The 16966-nt window shown below is 72.9% G+C and carries 18 protein-coding genes; 9 read left to right on the top strand and 9 right to left on the bottom strand.

Translation table 11 applies throughout. The features are described 5' to 3' along the window. Genes ACSQ2D_RS06320 through ACSQ2D_RS06310 form a run of 3 tightly spaced genes read left to right on the top strand, consistent with a single transcriptional unit; the run spans position 1 to position 2175 of the window. Positions 1–777, top strand: a complete 777-nt coding sequence (locus tag ACSQ2D_RS06320) for a biotin transporter BioY (RefSeq protein WP_435985124.1) — start codon at positions 1–3, stop codon at positions 775–777. A 7-nt stretch (positions 778–784) separates the two neighbouring features. Then, positions 785–1495 (top strand): energy-coupling factor ABC transporter ATP-binding protein, encoded by a 711-nt coding sequence (locus ACSQ2D_RS06315; RefSeq protein ID WP_435985123.1) that lies wholly within the window; start codon positions 785–787, stop codon positions 1493–1495. Beyond that, the gene (locus ACSQ2D_RS06310) at positions 1492–2175 is read left to right on the top strand and encodes an energy-coupling factor transporter transmembrane component T family protein (RefSeq protein WP_435985122.1); all 684 of its coding nucleotides are present in this window, start codon (positions 1492–1494) and stop codon (positions 2173–2175) included. The genes ACSQ2D_RS06315 and ACSQ2D_RS06310 overlap by 4 nt, the downstream gene beginning before the upstream one ends. On the opposite strand, the gene ACSQ2D_RS06305 is transcribed toward ACSQ2D_RS06310, so the two are convergent. The 3 genes from ACSQ2D_RS06305 to ACSQ2D_RS06295 form a co-directional block, all read right to left on the bottom strand. After that, complete coding sequence (locus ACSQ2D_RS06305) at positions 2172–3344, bottom strand: NAD(P)-dependent malic enzyme (RefSeq protein ID WP_435985121.1); 1173 nt, start codon at positions 3342–3344, stop codon at positions 2172–2174. The genes ACSQ2D_RS06310 and ACSQ2D_RS06305 overlap by 4 nt on opposite strands. 172 nt (positions 3345–3516) lie before the next feature. Continuing rightward, positions 3517–4809 (bottom strand): HD-GYP domain-containing protein, encoded by a 1293-nt coding sequence (locus ACSQ2D_RS06300; protein WP_435985120.1) that lies wholly within the window; start codon positions 4807–4809, stop codon positions 3517–3519. Continuing rightward, a complete protein-coding gene (locus tag ACSQ2D_RS06295; RefSeq protein WP_435985119.1) occupies positions 4806–6116 on the bottom strand; it encodes an HD-GYP domain-containing protein in 1311 nt (436 codons plus the stop codon). Before ACSQ2D_RS06295 ends, ACSQ2D_RS06300 begins: the two co-directional genes overlap by 4 nt. 451 nt (positions 6117–6567) lie before the next feature. On the opposite strand from ACSQ2D_RS06295, the gene ACSQ2D_RS06290 reads away from it, so the two are divergent. Then, a complete protein-coding gene (locus ACSQ2D_RS06290) occupies positions 6568–6642 on the top strand; it encodes a 50S ribosomal protein bL37 (protein WP_369791897.1) in 75 nt (24 codons plus the stop codon). A gap of 101 nt (positions 6643–6743) precedes the next feature. Here the strand turns inward: ACSQ2D_RS06290 and rsrA are convergent, their stop codons facing one another. From rsrA to ACSQ2D_RS06270, 4 genes are read right to left on the bottom strand one after another with little or no spacing between them, the layout of a single operon-like run. Next, a complete protein-coding gene (gene rsrA / locus ACSQ2D_RS06285) occupies positions 6744–7043 on the bottom strand; it encodes a mycothiol system anti-sigma-R factor (RefSeq protein WP_435985118.1) in 300 nt (99 codons plus the stop codon). Beyond that, entirely contained in the window at positions 7040–7924 is an 885-nt protein-coding gene (locus ACSQ2D_RS06280) for a sigma-70 family RNA polymerase sigma factor (protein ID WP_435985117.1), read from the bottom strand. The genes rsrA and ACSQ2D_RS06280 overlap by 4 nt, the downstream gene beginning before the upstream one ends. A gap of 17 nt (positions 7925–7941) precedes the next feature. Further along, entirely contained in the window at positions 7942–8583 is a 642-nt protein-coding gene (locus ACSQ2D_RS06275; RefSeq protein WP_435985116.1) for an alpha/beta hydrolase family protein, read from the bottom strand. Then, positions 8580–9425 (bottom strand): SOS response-associated peptidase, encoded by an 846-nt coding sequence (locus ACSQ2D_RS06270; protein ID WP_435985115.1) that lies wholly within the window; start codon positions 9423–9425, stop codon positions 8580–8582. The genes ACSQ2D_RS06275 and ACSQ2D_RS06270 overlap by 4 nt, the downstream gene beginning before the upstream one ends. Before the next feature lie 204 nt (positions 9426–9629). On the opposite strand from ACSQ2D_RS06270, the gene ACSQ2D_RS06265 reads away from it, so the two are divergent. The 5 genes from ACSQ2D_RS06265 (at position 9630) to ACSQ2D_RS06245 (ending at position 14103) form a co-directional block, all read left to right on the top strand. Beyond that, entirely contained in the window at positions 9630–10160 is a 531-nt protein-coding gene (locus tag ACSQ2D_RS06265; RefSeq protein ID WP_435985114.1) for a DoxX family membrane protein, read from the top strand. 37 nt (positions 10161–10197) lie between these two features. Continuing rightward, positions 10198–11565 (top strand): 3-phosphoshikimate 1-carboxyvinyltransferase, encoded by a 1368-nt coding sequence (aroA, locus tag ACSQ2D_RS06260; RefSeq protein ID WP_435985113.1) that lies wholly within the window; start codon positions 10198–10200, stop codon positions 11563–11565. Then, positions 11562–12608 carry a ribosome small subunit-dependent GTPase A gene (gene rsgA, locus ACSQ2D_RS06255; protein WP_435985112.1) on the top strand — a complete coding sequence of 349 codons (1047 nt, stop codon included), beginning with the start codon at positions 11562–11564 and terminating at the stop codon, positions 12606–12608. Before aroA ends, rsgA begins: the two co-directional genes overlap by 4 nt. Before the next feature lie 75 nt (positions 12609–12683). Next, a complete protein-coding gene (gene hisN / locus ACSQ2D_RS06250; RefSeq protein WP_435985111.1) occupies positions 12684–13475 on the top strand; it encodes a histidinol-phosphatase in 792 nt (263 codons plus the stop codon). Positions 13476–13518: 43 nt separating this feature from the next. After that, the gene (locus ACSQ2D_RS06245; RefSeq protein WP_435985110.1) at positions 13519–14103 is read left to right on the top strand and encodes an N-acetyltransferase family protein; all 585 of its coding nucleotides are present in this window, start codon (positions 13519–13521) and stop codon (positions 14101–14103) included. Positions 14104–14235: 132 nt separating this feature from the next. On the opposite strand, the gene ACSQ2D_RS06240 is transcribed toward ACSQ2D_RS06245, so the two are convergent. Next, positions 14236–15624, bottom strand: coding sequence for a M16 family metallopeptidase (locus ACSQ2D_RS06240; RefSeq protein WP_435985109.1), 1389 nt, complete (start codon positions 15622–15624; stop codon positions 14236–14238). Continuing rightward, positions 15621–16964 (bottom strand): M16 family metallopeptidase, encoded by a 1344-nt coding sequence (locus ACSQ2D_RS06235; RefSeq protein ID WP_435985108.1) that lies wholly within the window; start codon positions 16962–16964, stop codon positions 15621–15623. Before ACSQ2D_RS06235 ends, ACSQ2D_RS06240 begins: the two co-directional genes overlap by 4 nt. Between the last annotated feature and the right edge of the window lie 2 nt (positions 16965–16966).

Here is a 16966-nt window from a genome sequence, read left to right as displayed (position 1 = left end):
GTGACCGACAACACCCCCGTGTGCCAGGCGTCCCCGGACGCGACCACGGCGACCCGACAGGGCTCCACGGCGACCGCCACCACCGCCAGCAGGGAGGCCACCGCGACTGTCGCGACGAGCGCGACGGGCGCGACGGGCGCGATGGGCGCGATGGGCGCGACCGGCGCGACAGCAGCCGACCGCGGCACGCGAGCCCGCGGGGTGGACGCCCAGTCGGTCGCCCTCGTCGCCGTCTTCACGGCCCTCCTCGTCGCGGCCGCGGTCGTGCCCGGCATCCCCGTCGGCGGGTTCGGGGTGCCGATCACCCTCCAGACCCTCGCCGTCATGCTCACCGGGCTCGTGCTCGGACCGCTGCGCGGGGGCCTCGCGGTGCTCCTCTACCTCCTGCTCGGCTTCGTCGGGCTACCGGTCTTCAGCCGGGGGCAGTCGGGCCTGCAGGTGCTGAGCGGACCGACCGCCGGCTACCTCGTGTCGTTCCTCGTCGCGGCCGTCGTCGTCGGTCTCGCCGCCCTGGTCGTCGTGCGACGCACCAACCGGTCCCTCTGGGTGCCGCTGCTGCTCGTCGCCTCCTTCGCCACGACCGTCGCGGTCGTCCACGTGCTCGGCGTCGTCGGGCTCATGGTCAACCTCCGGCTGCCGTTGTCGGCCGCGATCAGCGCCGACCTGCCCTTCCTCCCGGGCGACCTCGTCAAGGACGTCGTCGCGGTCGTCGCCGCCGTCGCCGTGCACCGCGCCTTCCCCGACGTCCTCGTCCGCCTGCGCCGCCCCCGCGCGTGACCCGACCGTGACGGAGGTCCGCGTCGACGGGGCGACGGTGGTCGTGCCCGTCGACGGCACCCCCGGGCAGCGGACGCGCACCATCCTCGGCCCCGTCGACCTCGTCCTGGCCCAGCCGCGGGTGACGGTCATCGGCGCCAACGGGTCGGGCAAGTCGACGCTGCTCCGACTGCTCAACGGCCTCGTCACCCCGACGTCGGGCACGGTCACCGTCGACGGGCTCGACACGGTGCGCCACGGCGCGCGGGTGCGACGCCGCGTCGCGTTCGCCTTCACCGACCCGATCTCCCAGCTCGTCATGCCGACCGGGCGCGAGGACGTCGAGCTCTCCCTGCGACGGCTGCACCGGTCGCGCGCCGACCGCCGGGCCGCCGCGGACCAGGTGCTCGACCGCTTCGGGCTGACCCGTCTGGCCGACCAGAGCGTCTACGACCTGTCCGGCGGCGAGCGTCAGCTCATGGCCCTCGCGGTCGTCCTCGCGACGGAGCCCGGCCTGCTCGTCCTCGACGAGCCGACGACGCTCCTCGACCGACGCAACACCCTGCGGCTGCGCTCGCTGCTCGACTCGCTCCCCCAGTCCGTGGTCCTCGCCACGCACGACCTCGACCTGGCCCTCGCCGCCGACCGGTCCCTCGTCGTCGACGACGGACGCGTCGTCTTCGACGGCGAACCGGCGAGGGCGGTGGAGCACTACCTCGCACTGACCGACGCGCAGTGAACGCTCCGGGCCTGTTCACGGCGCACGTTCCCGGCACGTCGGTCGTGCACCGGATGCCCTTGTGGCTCAAGCTGGTCGGCGTCCTCGCCGTCGGCATGACGCCGTGGCTCACGCAGTCCCTGTGGCCGCTGGGCCTCACGACCCTGGCGCTCGTCGGCGTCGTGCTCGCGGCCCGTCTGCCGGCCCGCCGCCTCGTGCGGTCGATGCGCGGGCTCCTCCCCGTCCTCGTCGTGCTGCTGGCCTTCCAGTGGTGGTCCCGAGACCTTGCGTATGCCGTCCGCGTCGTCCTCGGCATCGTCAACGCGTTCGTCGCGGCCGGCATCCTCACGGCCACGACTCCGGTCACCGACCTGCTCGACGGGGTGGTGCGGGCGGCCCGCCCGCTGCGCCGCGTCGTCGACCCCGAGGTCGTGGCGCTCACCCTCGGCGTCGTCGTGCGCTCGGTTCCGTGGGTGGCCGGGTCGTTCTCGAGCGTGCGCGAGTCGGCCCGCGCCCGTGGTCTCGACCGTGACCCGCGGGCCGTCGTGGTGCCGACCGTCGTGCACGTCGTCGCCTTCGCGCGCTCGACGGGTGAGGCGCTCGCCGCCCGGGGTCTCACCGACCCCTCCGACGACGACCCCACCGTCGACGACGCTCCCGGCCCCGAGGGACCGGGAGCGTCGTCCGGGTGGGCCGGCTAGCGCACTCCCCCGAGGACCCGGGCCGACACGGCGTCGGCCACGGCGGGCGCCACGCGCTCGTCGAAGACGCTCGGCACGATCCGGTCGGCCGTGGGTGCGTCGACGAGCCCGGCGATGGCGTGGGCCGCCGCGAGCTTCATCTCCTCCGTGACCCGGCGCGCCCCGGAGTCGAGGGCACCGCGGAAGATGCCGGGGAAGGCGAGGACGTTGTTGATCTGGTTCGGGAAGTCGGAGCGGCCGGTCGCCACCACCTCGGCGAAGCGGGCTGCGACGATCGGGTGCACCTCGGGGTCGGGGTTGGCGAGCGCGAAGATGATCGCCCGCGGCGCCATCCGCATGAGGTCCCGCTCGGCGACCGTGCCCCCGGAGACGCCGATGAGGACGTCGGCCCCGGAGAGCGCGTCGCCGATGGTGCCGGTCAGCCCGCGTCGGTTCGTCACCTCCCGGAGCTCGCGCTTGTGGGCGACGAGGTCGTCGCGGTCGGGCCCGAGCACACCCCGGGAGTCGACGACGACGACGTCGCCCACCCCGGCCGACACGAGGATGCGGCTCACGGCGACCCCGGCCGCACCGGCTCCCGAGACGACGACCGTGAGGTCGGCGAGGTCCTTGTCGACGACCCTGACCGCGTTGAGCAGGGCGGCTAGGGCGACGATCGCCGTGCCGTGCTGGTCGTCGTGGAAGACCGGGATGTCGAGACGGTCCTGGAGCCGGCGCTCGATCTCGAAGCACCGGGGCGCCGAGATGTCCTCGAGGTTGATGCCGCCGTACGTCGGGGCGATCCTCGCCACCGCGTCGACGATCTCGTCGACGCTCCCGGTCTCCATGCACACCGGGACGGCGTCGACGTCGGCGAAGTGCTTGAAGAGCACCGCCTTGCCCTCCATGACGGGCATGGCGGCGAGGGGCCCGACGTCGCCGAGCCCGAGGACCGCCGTGCCGTCGCTGACGACGGCGACGGTGTTGCGGCGGCTCGTGTAGACCGCCGCCAGGGTCGGGTCGGCCGCGATCGCGCGGGAGACCTGCGCGACCCCCGGCGTGTAGAGGAGGGAGAGGTCGGCAGCGTCGCGCAGCTCCGACGTGGCGTGTACCCCGAGCTTTCCGCCCACGTGGACCCGGAAGACCGGGTCACTGGGGTCGAAGAGCTGGCTGGTGGGCAACGCACTCATGCTGGAACACCTCGTTCGCATGGAGACGAAGAGGGCAGGCGCCCTCACTGGTGGACAGTGCCGGGGTCTGGCCTGCAGGTTTCGTTCTCGCGACGGGGGTTGCCCGAAGTCGCCATCATGGCACGCCGGCACACACCGGCCCAAGGGGCCGCGGCGGGGTGTGACGGCTCTCTCAGGCGTTGGCCGAGGAGCCCAGCGACTTGAGGAGGGCGTCGACGACCCGGGGGTCGTACTCGTAGCCGAGACCGAGGTAGATGCGCTCGACGGCGGCCTCGCGCGCCCGAGCGCTGCGGGCTCCGGCCGTCAGGTCCTCGTAGGCGTTGACGACCTTGACGATGCGGCTCGTCAGGGGGATCTCCTCGCCGAGCTCGCGCACCTGGCGGTAGGGCGTCGTCTGGTGCTCGAGGATCCGCGCGACTCCCTCGAAGACGCCGGTCTCGCGGACGATGGCCACGGTGTCGGCCTCGATGCGGCGCTGGTCGGCCGGCGCCGCGAGGACCGTGGCGCCACCGGGGATCGGCTCGACGAGGGCCACCTGTCCGATGTCGTGCAGCAACGCGGCGTACTCGAGGTCGAGCAGCTCGCGCTCCGACAGCCCCAGCTCGCGACCGACCTGCACCGACAACGCTGCCACGCGCTCGGAGTGCCCGGACGGGGTGTAGCCGGCGGCGTCGGTGAGGCGCGAGAGCGTCCGGATGCTCTGGAGGTAGGTGGCGCGGATGCTCACGTAGCGGCGGAACGCGAAGAGCGTCAGGACGAGCGGGATGAGGAAGAGCGGCAGGGCCGCGATGCCGAGGGGCGGGGCGGCGAGCGCGATGAGGACACCCGTGACGGCGACGGCGATCGACAGCGCGAACGACGAGCGGAACTCCTCGACGAACGTCCGGCGCACGTTCGCACCCGACGAGAGCCCGCGCAGCAGGGAGGTGAAGAGGGCGTCGGTGACGAGGGCCAGCAGGCAGATCCCGAGGAGCAGGGCGGCCTGCTGCCACGGTGCGGCGAGCGTCTCGCGGGCCGGCTGGCCGGGCTCCTGCCCCAGCACCACGACGCGGTAGACGAGCGTGGCCACGACGATGGCCACGAACCGGCCGGCCGTGTCGACGAGGCTGGTGTCGCGGCGGGCCGCGACGCGCACGGTCGTCCCGAGCGCCATCGCCGCCGCCGTCACGGTGAGCGCGAACGGTGCGCCGTAGGGCACGTGCACCCCGCCCGGGAGCTCCGTCGTGAGCGCCAGCCCGAAGGCGGCTGCCATCGCGATCGGCGCCGCCCCCCGGAAGCCGGGAGCCGAGATGTGGAACCACTCACCCAGCACGATCGTGACGCCGAAGGCGACGACGACCCAGACCGTGGTCGAGTCGTGCAGCGAGGGGAAGTCACCGCTCTCGACCGCGACGACGGCCGAGGCGAGCAGGCACAGGACGCCGAAGACCCCGGCGACCGGTTCACGACGTAGGGCACCGTTCACGAGGCCACCTCCGCCGGTGAGGACGCGGGCCACCCGTGCTTGTCCAGGGCGACGACGGCGGCCGTCACGACGTCGGGGTCGAAGCGACCGGGGTCGGCACGCAGCCGGCGCGCCACGTCGGCGACCGACACGACGGGCGCGGCGTCGGGATCGCGCACGGCGTCGTCGATCGCGGCCGTGACGGCGACGATGCGTGCGGCGATGGGGATGTCTTGGCCGGCCCGGCCGTCGGGGCGGCCGGTCCCGTCGAAGCGCTCGTGCTGGTGCCGGATGCCGGAACGGGCGTCCTCGAGGAAGTCGATGCCCTCGATCATCCTCGCGCCCACGACGCAGTGGCCGTCGATGACCCGGCGTTCGGTGGGGCTGAGCGAGGACGGTGACCGGCGCAGCAGCCGGGTGGCCACGCCCAGGTGTCCGATCTCGTGGAGCGTAGCGGCGTACCGCACGGTGCCGATCTGGCCGGGTGGCAGGCCGAGCTCCTCGGCGATCCACTCGGCGAGGACGGCGGCGCGCCGACTCCGGTCCACGGCAGCCGGCTCCTTGGTGCCGAGGGCGGTGACGAGCGTGTCGATCGTCCGCTCGTGCGAACGCAGCTCCTCGCCGTACTGGATGAAGGCCCACCGGGCCGCGAGCAGCGGCGCGAGGACGAGGAGGGCGCTGAACGCGTCGAGGCCGGCGGGGAACCAGAGGATGACGAAGAGCAGGCCGATGATCCCGTAGCCGACGTAGGCCACGCCGGATCCGCTGAGGACGCGCCGCAGCTGGACGCCGAAGGGGATGCCCTGGTCCAGGTGCAGGACGCCGGAGATGAGGCTGGCGTTGACGAGGCAGCCGACGACGTCCGCCGCGAGCAGGGGCAGTCCGACGCGCAGTCCGAGCTCGGCGGTGCTCATGTGGCTCATGCCGGCTCCCTCGACGCCGCCGAGCAGGCGGTACGTCAGGGCGGCAGCCGCGCCGAGCAGACCGCACATGGCGGCGTTGAACATCGTCGCCGACCACCGGGGCTGGCGTCGGTCGATGAGCATCGAGACCGAGCCGACCACCCAGGCGCCGAAGACGCCGACGATGGCCGCCGAGGCGACGAGGATGATCGACAGGAACGAGAAGCTGATCCGAAGGCCCACGTCGGGTTCGCGGATCTGGAAGCTGACGATGCCCATGAGGCACAGCAGCAGGAGCGGTCCGAGCTCGGGTCGGGGCAGTACGAGCCACGACACCACACCGGTGGCGATCGAGGTCGCGACGACGAGCGCGAGGTAGGCCGGCAGCCACCTGGACCGGACGGTTGCAGTGGCTGCCTGACTCACGTCAGTCACGGTAGCGCGACGGCACCGGGGCCTTCACGGGTCCCCGGTGCCGTCCAGCGGCTCTGGAGCGGCTCAGCCGCCCCAGCCCCAGACGCCACTCAGGGACAGGATGGCGCGGGTGGCGAAGTCGTTGGACGCGAGTGCCGACAGGAGGGCAGCGAACATGTGGGGGCTCCTTCATAGATGGATGTTCCGGATGCGTGCGCCATGGAGGGGCGTTGCTGCGGCAGCACAGAACAACAGAGGTTTCCCTCGATGCTCAGGATGCCGTGCGCGCGCGGGCGCACGGAAGCAGATCCGGCGTATCCATGCCGGATCTATACGAAGATTTTAAGGTTTGCAGAGGAACCCTGCGACCAGATTGGGCGGCTCGCGCGCGATGTGGAAGAATCGTGTCTTCGTGTCCCGCACCGGGGCCCGAGACCACTGTACGACCCATTAGGAGCCGACGATGAGCAAGCGCGCCCGCAAGCGCCGCTCCCGCAAGGGCAACGCCGCCAACCACGGCCGCAAGCCCAACGCCTGAGCCGCAGACGTCAGAGGCCCGCACCCGAGCAGCTCGGGGCGGGCCTTCGTCGTTCCCGCAGGAGTTCCCGCAGGACCGACGTGACGGCGACAGGTGGCTCCTCAGCCGCGGTCCACCTGGATCACGGTCATCGAGATGCGCGACATGATCGTCAGGCGCAGCGCCTCGGGCGCCTGCTCGCACTCGCACGAACGCTTGATGAGCGACTTGAGGGTCGTGTCGAGGTCGTACTCCTTGAGGCACGGCCCGCACTCGTCGAGGTGCGCCTGGATCTTCGCGCACTCGTCGGGTCCCAGCTCGCCGTCGAGGTACTCGTAGACCCGTAGCAGCGCCTCGGAGCAGTCGGTACGCGTCATCGCGGCGTCCGACGCACCCTGTCCACCCGTCGTGTGGTCGTTCATGACCGGCTTCCTTCCGTGCCCGCAGCCATCCCCGCACCCAGACCGGCGCCCTCGGACGTGCCGGCCGCTGCGAAACCGCGGTCGGCGGCATACTCCGAGAGGAGCTCGCGCAGCTGGCGGCGACCGCGGTGCAGACGGCTCATGACGGTGCCGATGGGGGTGTCCATGATCTCGGCGATCTCCTTGTAGGCGTATCCCTCGACGTCGGCGAAGTAGACCGCCAGGCGGAACTCCTCGGGGATCGCCTGCAGGGCGCGCTTGACGTCGCTGTCGGGGAGGTGGTCGAGCGCCTCCGCCTCGGCGGAGCGCAGCCCGACCGACGTGTGCGACTCGGCCCGCGCCAGCTGGTAGTCCTCGATCTCGGCCGAGTCGGACTCGAGGGGCTGGCGCTGCTTCTTGCGGTAGCTGTTGATGTAGGTGTTGGTGAGGATGCGGTACATCCACGCCTTGAGGTTCGTGCCCGGCTTGTACTGGTGGAACGCGGCGTACGCCTTGGCGAACGTCTCCTGCACGAGGTCCTCGGCGTCGCTCGGGTTGCGCGTCGTGCGCAGCGCGGCGCTGTAGAGCTGGTCGAGCAGCGGCATCGCCTCTCGCTCGAAGCGCGCGCGCCGGTCGTGCTCGCTCTCGCTCGCGACGTCGACGGTCGCGTCGGCGCGGGCGACGTCGTCCGGGTCGGCGGGCAGCACCGGCGCAGGCGCCGTGGCCCCCGTCGTCGCGCTCGTGTCGGTGCTCGGGTCCGGCAGCCGCAGGGCGGCGCTCGGATCGGTCTTCTTGTCCTTTGCCATCGCCTCCCAGCCTAGACCGGTGGGCTGCGCCAGCAGACCGTGCTCGGTCGGCACGGTCGCGACGCTCTCGGGCTCACGGGTGGGACAGGTGACCATGCACCGTGCAACGACACCTAGCCGGGGAGCATTCCCGCGATCGTGCCGAGAGCCTCGGTGAGGGCGCTGCGCGAGCCCTTCGGGAAGCTGTGCGCGCCGGGGACCTCGATGAGCGTCGTGCCGGCCGGCAGGTGCGGGCGCACCTCGTCCGGGGTGCCGAACGTGTCGTGGGTGCCCTGCACGACCCACGAGGGGTCGGGCGCGAGCGCGAGCTCGTGCGCCCGCAGCTTCTCGGGCTGGCCAGGCAGGTGGAGCGGGAAGCTCAGCAGGAGCCCCGCGTCGGCCTCGAGCGGACCCGCGGTGCGGCACGCCACGCGCGCCCCCGCACTTCGGCCGCCGACGACGAGTGGCCGCGGCAGGCGGCCTCGTCCCGTCACGAGCGCCTCGACGATCGGGACCCACGCGGCGTCGAGCGTCGGCGGGCGGCCGGCCACCTTGCGGCCGGCGACGAGCCAGGGCTGCTCGACGAGCACGACGGCCCACCCCGCGCCGACGAGGACCTCGCGGGCGATCGCGAGGTCGATCGCGCCGAGCCCTCCGCCGGCGCCGTGCCCGAGGACGACGGTCCCGCGCGGTCGGGTGGGCCGCTGGACGTGGGCCCGTCCCGGGCCGCCTGGCGTCTCGATCTCGCGGACCGTCTCACGGGCCGGGGCGCTCACGCGCCCACCACCTCACCCGTCATCGGGTCGACGACGCCCTCGAGCTCGGACTCGGGCACGGGCTCGACGAGGGCGGGGCCGTTGTTGCGCGTCGCCCCCACCGCCCGGCTCACCGGGTACGCCTCGAAGCGCCCGGGCTCGGCGAACTCGAGGATGCCCTGGACGTAGGCCGGGTCCTTCTCGTCGGGGTCGAGCCAGTGCTCCCACTGCGCGGGCTCGAGCACGAGGGGCTGGCGGTCGTGGATGCGGTCCATGCCGGGGTCGGCGGCGGTCGTGATGATCGTGAAGGTCGTCAGCCAGGCCGCCGGGTCGCCCTCGGGCAGCTCGCGGTCGCGCCAGAACTCGTAGAGCCCGGCGAAGGCGACGGGCGCGCCGTCGGCACGGTGGATGAAGAACGGCTGCTTGCGCGGCTTGCCCTTGGCGTCGACCGCGGTCGGCGAGACCTGCCACTCGTACCAGCCGTCGGCCGGCACGAGGCAGCGGCGCGAGAGCGCAGCCTTGGCGAAGGCGCCCTTGCCGAGCACCGACTCGGCCCGGGCGTTCGTCATGCGCAGGCCCGTCGAGACGTCCTTGGACCACGTCGGCACGAGACCCCACGTGAGCATCCGGAGCTGTCGTGCGGGGACGGCCGGCTCGTCGGGGTCGCCGTCGCCGCGTGGCCGGCGGGTCAGCACGACGGGGGCCCGCTTGGAGGGGGCCATGTTCCAGTCGGGCTCGCCCGCCGGGGGGCTCTGGGGGTTCTTGAGCACGCTGCGCGCGGGCTCGTCGGTGTGGTCCTCGTCGACGTCGAAGGCCTCGATGAGCTCGTCGGGCCGCGCGCTCGCGGCATACCTCCCGCACATGCGCCACAGCGTATGCCGGGTGGCCGACGACGGGGACCGTGCTGGCACACGCGTACGTCGCGCCCACCCCGACCCCGACCTCGACCCCGAAGGCAGGCGTGGGCGGCACGTCCCGTGGCTCGGGTATGTCGATACCGTAGGTGTCCACAGGTCCACGATGGCCACGACGCGTTCCGACGGGTCGCGGCCAGAGGAGGAAAACGCATGATCGTCCGTCGTCTCGCCCGCCCGCTGCTCGCATCCGTCTTCGTCGCCGCAGGCGTGGAGGCTCTGCGCCACCCGGCTGCGCGCACCGACCAGGCCGCCCACCTGCTCCAGAAGGTGCCGGACCAGGTGCCGGGGGCCGAGGTCGCCGCGAAGGACCCCGACCTCTTCGTCCGGGTCAACGGCGCCGCCCTGCTCGGCGGAGGGCTCCTGCTCGCGACCGGTCGGATGCCGCGCCTCGCCTCGACGGTGCTCGCCGCCTCGATCGTCCCGACGACGGCGATCGAGCACGCCTTCTGGGAGGAGCCCGACCCGACGCGCAAGGCGCAGAGCCGCAGCCTCTTCCTCAAGAACGTGGGCCTGCTCGGCGGACTGCTCCTCGCGGCCGTCGACACCGAGGGCAGGCCGGGACTGGCCTGGCGCGCCCAGCACGCCACGAAGACGACGCGCCGCGAGGCCCGTCACGCCCAGCGGGCCGCCAAGCGTGAGGCGCGCCTGCTCGCCCATCGAGCCCAGGACGTCGTGAGCTGAGTTGAGTCCCGCTGACCCATCGCCCCACCCGACGTCCGTGACGGACGGTGCCACCGACCGTGGCCCCCTGACCGCGGAGCCCGACTGGGCCGCGCCGCTCGCGCACGGCCCCCTCGATGCCACGGTCGTCCTGCCGGGGAGCAAGTCCCTGACCAACCGCTACCTCGTGCTCGCCGCGCTCGCGAGCGACCGTTCGCGGCTGCGGGCGCCCCTGCGATCGCGTGACACGCTGCTCATGGCCGACGCGCTGCGCGCCCTGGGCGTGCGCATCGACGACGTCGCGCCGGAGGGCGAGTCCGGGGTCGGCGGGGTCGGCGCCGTGCCCGACTGGGTGGTGACACCACCCGAGACGCTGAGCGGTGACGTGACCGTCGACTGTGGCCTGGCCGGCACGGTGATGCGCTTCCTGCCCGCCGTGGCCGCGCTCGCCGACGGGCCGGTCCGGCTCGACGGAGACCCCCAGGCGCGCGTGCGCCCCATGGGGCCGGTCACCGACGCGCTGCGGGCGCTCGGGGTCGACGTCGACGACCACGACGGGCACCTGCCGGTCACCGTCGGCGGGCGCGGACGGGTGCCGGGCGGGTCCGTGACGATGGACGCCTCGGCCTCGTCGCAGTTCATCTCGGCGCTGCTCCTCGCCGGGGCGCGCTACGACGAGGGCGTCACGGTGCACCACGACGGCAAGCCGGTGCCCAGCGAGCCACACATCCTCATGACGGTCGAGACCCTGCGCGACGCGGGCGCGATCGTCGACGACAGCGAGCCCAACACGTGGCGCGTGGAGCCGTCCGAGATCAACGCCCTCGACGTGTCGGTCGAGCCGGACCTGTCCAACGCCGGGCCCTTCGTCGCGGCGGCTCTGGTCGTCGGCGGCACGGTGCGGGTGCCCGGGTGGCCCCAGCACACCCCCCAGGCGGGCGACCTCCTCCGCGAGATCCTCGACACGATGGGCGCCGACGTGCGCCTCGACCGCTCGGGGCTCACCGTCGTCGGCAGCGGTGAGCTCGTCGGCATCGACATCGACCTGCACGACGCGGCCGAGCTGACCCCGACCGTCGCCGCTCTCGCGGCACTCGCGTCGACCCCGACGTGGATCCGCGGCGTGGCCCACATCCGCGGCCACGAGACCGACCGTCTCGCGGCGCTCACGGCAGAGCTCGGGCGGGTCGGGTCGCACGTCACCGAGACCGAGGACGGCCTGCGCATCTCACCGGCACCCTTGCACGGTGGGCGGTTCCGCACCTACCACGACCATCGCATGGCCACCGCGGGCGCGATCATCGGGCTGCGCGTGCCCGGCGTGCACGTCGAGGACATCGGCACGACGCGCAAGACCCTCCCCGACTTCGTCGGGCTGTGGCAGGGCATGCTCGACGGCTCCCGCCCGGTGGTGCTCTCGCGATGAGCTGGCGGGACCTCGACGAGGGAGACATCCGGGTCCGCCCCAGTCGCAAGGGATCCCGGCCTCGCACCAAGGAGCGCCCGGCCCACGCGGACGCCGTCGTCGCCATGGTCATCGGCGTCGACCGGGGCCGCTACACGTGCCTCATCCCCAAGGGCTCGCTGGGCAAGAAGGAGCCCGAGCGCGTCGTCACGGCCATGAAGGCCCGCGAGATCGGTCGCACCCGGGTCGTCGTCGGTGACGACGTCGCCCTCGTCGGCGACCTCGCCGGCGGGCCCGACGCGCTCGCCCGCATCGTGCGCATCGAGGAGCGTCGGTCGGTGCTGCGGCGCACGGCCGACGACACCGACCCCTACGAGCGGATCATCGTCGCCAACGCCGACCAGCTCGTCATCGTCACGGCGCTCGCCGACCCGGAGCCCCGACCGCGCATGGTCGACCGCTGCCTCGTCGCCGCCTACGACGCGGACCTCGAGCCGCTGCTCGCGCTGACGAAGGCGGACCTCGTCGACCCGAGCGACTTCCTCGCCAACTACACCCCGCTCGAGGTCGAGCACGTCGTCACGTCGTGGAAGGACGGCGACTTCTCCGGCCTCGACGACCTGCGCGCCAGGCTCTCCGGCAAGGTCTCGGTCCTCGTCGGGCACTCCGGCGTCGGCAAGAGCACCCTCGTCAACGGGCTCGTCCCCGGCGCCCTGCGCGCGACCGGCGTCGTCAACGACACGACCGGCCGCGGGCGCCACACGTCGACGAACGCCGTGGCCCTGCGGCTGCACGGTACCGACGGCTCCGACGACGGCTGGGTCATCGACACGCCCGGCATCCGGTCGTTCGGGCTCGCCCACATCGACGTCGACCACATCATCGACCACTTCCCCGACCTCGCCGAGGGCACCGACAACTGCCCCCGTGGCTGCACGCACGACGAGGAGGAGTGCGCCCTCGACGCCTGGGTTGCCGACGGACACGCCGGGCCCGCCGGCGCGTCACGCCTCGAGTCGCTGCGTCGCCTGCTCAGCAGCCGGAGCACCACCGAGGAGCACTGAGGAGCACTGAGCCGCAGCGGCATCCGTCGCCGGTCTCGCCACCCCTGCTCGGACCGATGCCGCTAGGTTGAGCCGGTGACCTCCTACGACGACGACCTTCGTCTGGCCCATGTCCTCGCGGATGCCGTCGAGCGGGTGACGATGGCACGCTTCCGCGCCGCCGACCTCGTCGTCGAGAGCAAGCCGGACCTCACGCCCGTCACCGACGCCGACCGGGCCGCAGAGGAGCTCGTCCGGCACCAGCTGAAGCGCACCCGACCCCGTGACGCCGTCGAGGGCGAGGAGTTCGACACGACCGGGCACGGTCCGCGTCGATGGATCATCGACCCCATCGACGGCACGAAGAACTTCGTCCGCGGCGTGCCGGTCTGGGCCACGCTCATCGGTCTCGTCGTCGACAACGTGCCGGTGCTCGGGCTCGTCGCCGCACCGGCCCTGCAGCGCCGCTGGTGGGCTGCGACCGGCTCCGGCGCGTGGAGCGGCCGCTCCCTGTCGTCGGCGCGGCGCATCTCCGTGTCCCAGGTCGGACGGCTCGGGGACGCGTCGCTGTCGTACTCGTCCCTCTCGGGGTGGCGGGTCCGTGGGCGACGCGACGACTTCCTCGACCTCATGGACGACTGCTGGCGCACCCGCGCCTACGGAGACTTCTGGTCCTACATGCTCGTCGCCGAAGGGGCGGCCGACATCGCGGCCGAGCCCGAGCTGGCGGTCCACGACATGGCCGCGCTCGTCGCGATCGTGCAGGAGGCGGGTGGCCGGTTCACCGGCCTCGACGGCAAGGACGGTTGCTGGAGCGGCAACGCGCTCGCGACGAACGGCCTGCTGCACGACGAGGTGCTCTCCCGCATCGGCACGCCGCCGGCCTGAGACGCTGCTGGGCGGGCTGCGCTGTCCGGCATAGCCTTTCGGCATGAGCACCGATCCCACCGGCCCGGCCGGCACCTCGGCCCCCGACGCTGCCGTCCACGCCGCCACGGTGCGGCCCGCCGGCAGCGCGGACGTCCCTGCCCTGGCTGCGGTCGCTGCGGCGACCTTCGAGCTCGCGTGTCCGCCGTCGATGACCCGGGAGCGGGTCGACGCGTTCGTCGATGAGGTCCTCTCCCCCGCGCGCTTCACGGACTACGTCGCGGACCCGCGCCGGCACGTCCTCCTGGCCGAGCGCGACGGGACCGCGAACGGCTACGCCATGCTCGTGGCCGGCGACCCGCAGGACGGGGACGTCCGTGCCGCGATCCGGCTCCGCCCCACCGTCGAGCTGTCCAAGATCTACGTCCTGCCGCAGGCCCACGGCACGGGCGCTGCGGCCCTGCTCATGACCCGGGCCTTGGACTGGGCGCGCGACTCCGGCGCCGCCGGCGTGTGGCTGGGCGTCAACCAGCAGAACGAGCGTGCCCAGCGGTTCTACGGCAAGAGCGGCTTCGAGCGGGTCGGCACCAAGCGCTTCCTCGTCGGTGGGGTCTACGAGGACGACTACGTCATGGAGCGCCCGCTCTAGCCAGCCGACTCGCCGGCCTCACCCCCTTGCCCGAACGCCGCGTTCGGCGCCGAACTCGTTGTTGTGACAGTGAGTTGGCGACCGGACGCCGCGTTCGGTGGGGAAGCGGGAGCGAGACGCAGCGGTGGAGGGTCAGGCGTCGGTGACGACGGTGACGTCGCCGAGCCCGAGGGCCTCGATGGCAGGGAGGTGGGCGGCCGCGTCACCGACCATGACGATCGTCCACCCCGCACCGGGGGCGCCCGAGCCGATGCCCGCGCCGTCGACGAACCGCGCGTAGGCCGCCTCGACCCGGCTGCGGTCGACGGTGGCGAGGTCGCGGAGGTTGTCGGTGGTGAAGGCCGTGGTGCGCCCGTCGAGCGCCATGCCCACCGCCTCGTCGGCGATCGAGTCGGCGGTGGCGTAGCGTCCTGGCGCGGTCTTGGAGATGAAGTCGACGCCGGAGCGGATCTCCTTGTCGCTGAACCCGTCCCGGCCGCTCTCGAGGATCTCGACGAGAAGCCTCAGCGACTCTGCGGTCGAGTCGGCACGCACCGAGCCGGACGTGAGGAACACGCCGCCGCGACGGCGCGGGCGGAAGCTGGACCGGATGCCGTAGGTGTAGCCCTTCTCCTCGCGCAGCACCGCGTCGATGCGGGCGTTCGGAGACCCACCGAGGACGAAGCCGAGCACCGGGTAGGGCGCCCACCCACCCTCGACGGATCGGTCGGGGCCCGGCGCGCCGATGACGAACTCGGTCTGCACCGAACCCGGGCGGGACACGAGCACGATGCGGCCGCGGTCGGGGGCGAGGGCGGCGGCGTGCTGGAGGTAGCGCTCGCGGTCGCGGGGGCCGGGGACCCAGTCCCCGAGGGCGGCCTCGACGAGACTCGGCACGTCGAGTCCCTCGAGGTCTCCGGCGACGACGACGGTGCCGCCCGCCGCGACGACGTGCTCGGCGTGGAAGGCCGCGACGTCGTCGCGCGTGATCGACGAGACGGTCTCGCGCGTGCCGCCCGTGGGCCGGGACGAGCGGTCGTCGGGTGCGTAGAACGTGCGGACGAACTCGAGCCCCGCGCGGTGCGCAGCGACCGACCGCTCCTGCTCGATCTCGGCCAGGCGCGTGCGCACCTGGCGGGCGACCTCGGTCTGCGGGAAGGCCGGCTCGGTGAGGATCTGCCGGAGCAGGTCGAGCGCGGGCTCGAGGTTGCCCTTGACGACGTCGAGGTCGAGGGAGAGACCGGCATCGGCCATCCCCGCGCCGAAGCTGACCCCCTTGCGCTCGAGGAGCCGGGCGAACTCCTCGGCCGTGTGCCGTGCCGTCCCCTCGTCGAGGGTGCGGGACATGATCGAGGCCACGCCCTCGCGCTCGCGCGGCTCGTCACGGAGGGACACGGGCAGGCCGAGGCGCACCGAGACGACGTACTGGCCGGGCACGTCGTAGGTGAGCAGGCGCAGGCCGTTGGGCAGGTCGTGCGTGCTGCCCTCGGGGAAGTCCCACGGCTCGGGCGGCGCGACGGCGGGGCGGGCGACGGCGGTCATGCGGCCTCCTCCGAGTCCTTGTCGGTGCGGTCGGCGTCGTCCGTGTCGTCGGGCTGGTCGACGTCCTTGCTCGTGTCGGCGAGGTAGCGCACGACTGCGCGCGACTCGGGGTCGAGCCACGTCGCGGCAGCCGCGCGGGCCTGCTCCGCGGTCACCGCGCGGATGCGGTCGACGAACGTGTTGACGTAGGCCGGGTCGCCCGTCAGCAGCGCGTGGTGGCTGATGTGGTCGGCGCGCTCCTCGATGCTCGCGAGCGCGCTCAGCCACGAGCGTTCGGTGTCGGCGATGACCGACTCCAGCTCCGCCGCATCCGGCCCCTCCTCGATGAAGCGGCGGATCTCCTCGCACACCGCGGCCTCGACCTGCTCGACGTCGGCGCCGGCGGACACGTCGACGGTGATGGTGCCGAGCCCCACGCCGTCGACGAGTCCCATGGTCCAGCCGCCCACAGCCACGGCGGTCTCGTCGGTGCGCACGAGACGGCGCACGAGTCGGGAGCTCGCGAGGCCGCCGATGACGTCGACCGCGACCTGGCAGCCGAGGTAGTCGGGCGTCGTGTCGACCGGGAGCCGGAAGGAGACGTAGATCCGGTCGTTCGGGACGTCACCGACACGGTCGAGCCGGACCGGCTCCGAGAGCGGGGGCAGCTGCGGGTGCCGCTCGCGGGTGTGCAGCTCGATGGCCGGGAGACCGCCGAAGTACGTCTCGGCGGCGGCGAACCCCTCCTCGGGGGTCACGTCGCCGACGAGGGTGAGGACCGTGTTGTTCGGCCCGTAGTGCGCGCGGAAGAAGTCATGGACGTCCTCGAGCGTCGCGGCGTCGAGGTCCTCCATCGACCCGATCGTGGGGTGGTGGTAGGGGTGGTCCTCGGGGAAGGCGGTCGCGTAGATGTCGATGAGCGCCGAGCCGTAGGGCACGTTGTCGTAGCGCTGGCGCTTCTCCTCCTTGACGACGTCGCGCTGGTTGTCGAGGTTCTCCTGGGTCACGGCGTCGAGCAGGTGGCCGTGCCGGTCGGCCTCGAGCCACAGCGCGAGCTCGAGCGCACCCGTGGGCACCGTCTCGAAGTAGTTCGTGCGGTCGAACCACGTCGTCGCGTTGAGGCGCGCGCCCTCGTCCATGAGCGCCGAGAAGTGCTCGCCCGAGGCGACGTTGCGGCTGCCCTGGAACATCAGGTGCTCGAAGAGGTGGGCGAAGCCGGTGCGTCCGGGGGTCTCGTGCCGGGAGCCGACGCCGACCCAGAGGTTCACCGCGACGTTGGGCACCGTGTGGTCCTCGCTGACGATGACGCGCAGGCCGTTGGCGAGCGTGCGCTCCGCGAGCGGGTAGGAGATCGCTGTCACGG

This window comes from Terrabacter sp. LjRoot27, assembly GCF_964254175.1.
Lineage (GTDB): Bacteria > Actinomycetota > Actinomycetes > Actinomycetales > Dermatophilaceae > Terrabacter.
The sequence above is the reverse complement of the archived record's forward strand: the minus strand, read 5'-3'. Positions and strand labels throughout refer to the sequence as shown.

Excerpts from the sequence above, each read along its gene's own strand:
- ACSQ2D_RS06305 (WP_435985121.1), bottom strand. The coding sequence starts at position 3,344 with ATGAGTGCGTTGCCCACCAGCCAGCTCTTCGACCCCAGTGACCCGGTC.
- rsrA (WP_435985118.1), bottom strand. The coding sequence starts at position 7,043 with ATGAACGACCACACGACGGGTGGACAGGGTGCGTCGGACGCCGCGATG.
- ACSQ2D_RS06280 (WP_435985117.1), bottom strand. The coding sequence starts at position 7,924 with ATGGTCACCTGTCCCACCCGTGAGCCCGAGAGCGTCGCGACCGTGCCG.
- ACSQ2D_RS06270 (WP_435985115.1), bottom strand. The coding sequence starts at position 9,425 with ATGTGCGGGAGGTATGCCGCGAGCGCGCGGCCCGACGAGCTCATCGAG.
- ACSQ2D_RS06265 (WP_435985114.1), top strand. The coding sequence starts at position 9,630 with ATGATCGTCCGTCGTCTCGCCCGCCCGCTGCTCGCATCCGTCTTCGTC.
- rsgA (WP_435985112.1), top strand. The coding sequence starts at position 11,562 with ATGAGCTGGCGGGACCTCGACGAGGGAGACATCCGGGTCCGCCCCAGT.
- ACSQ2D_RS06245 (WP_435985110.1), top strand. The coding sequence starts at position 13,519 with ATGAGCACCGATCCCACCGGCCCGGCCGGCACCTCGGCCCCCGACGCT.
- ACSQ2D_RS06240 (WP_435985109.1), bottom strand. The coding sequence starts at position 15,624 with ATGACCGCCGTCGCCCGCCCCGCCGTCGCGCCGCCCGAGCCGTGGGAC.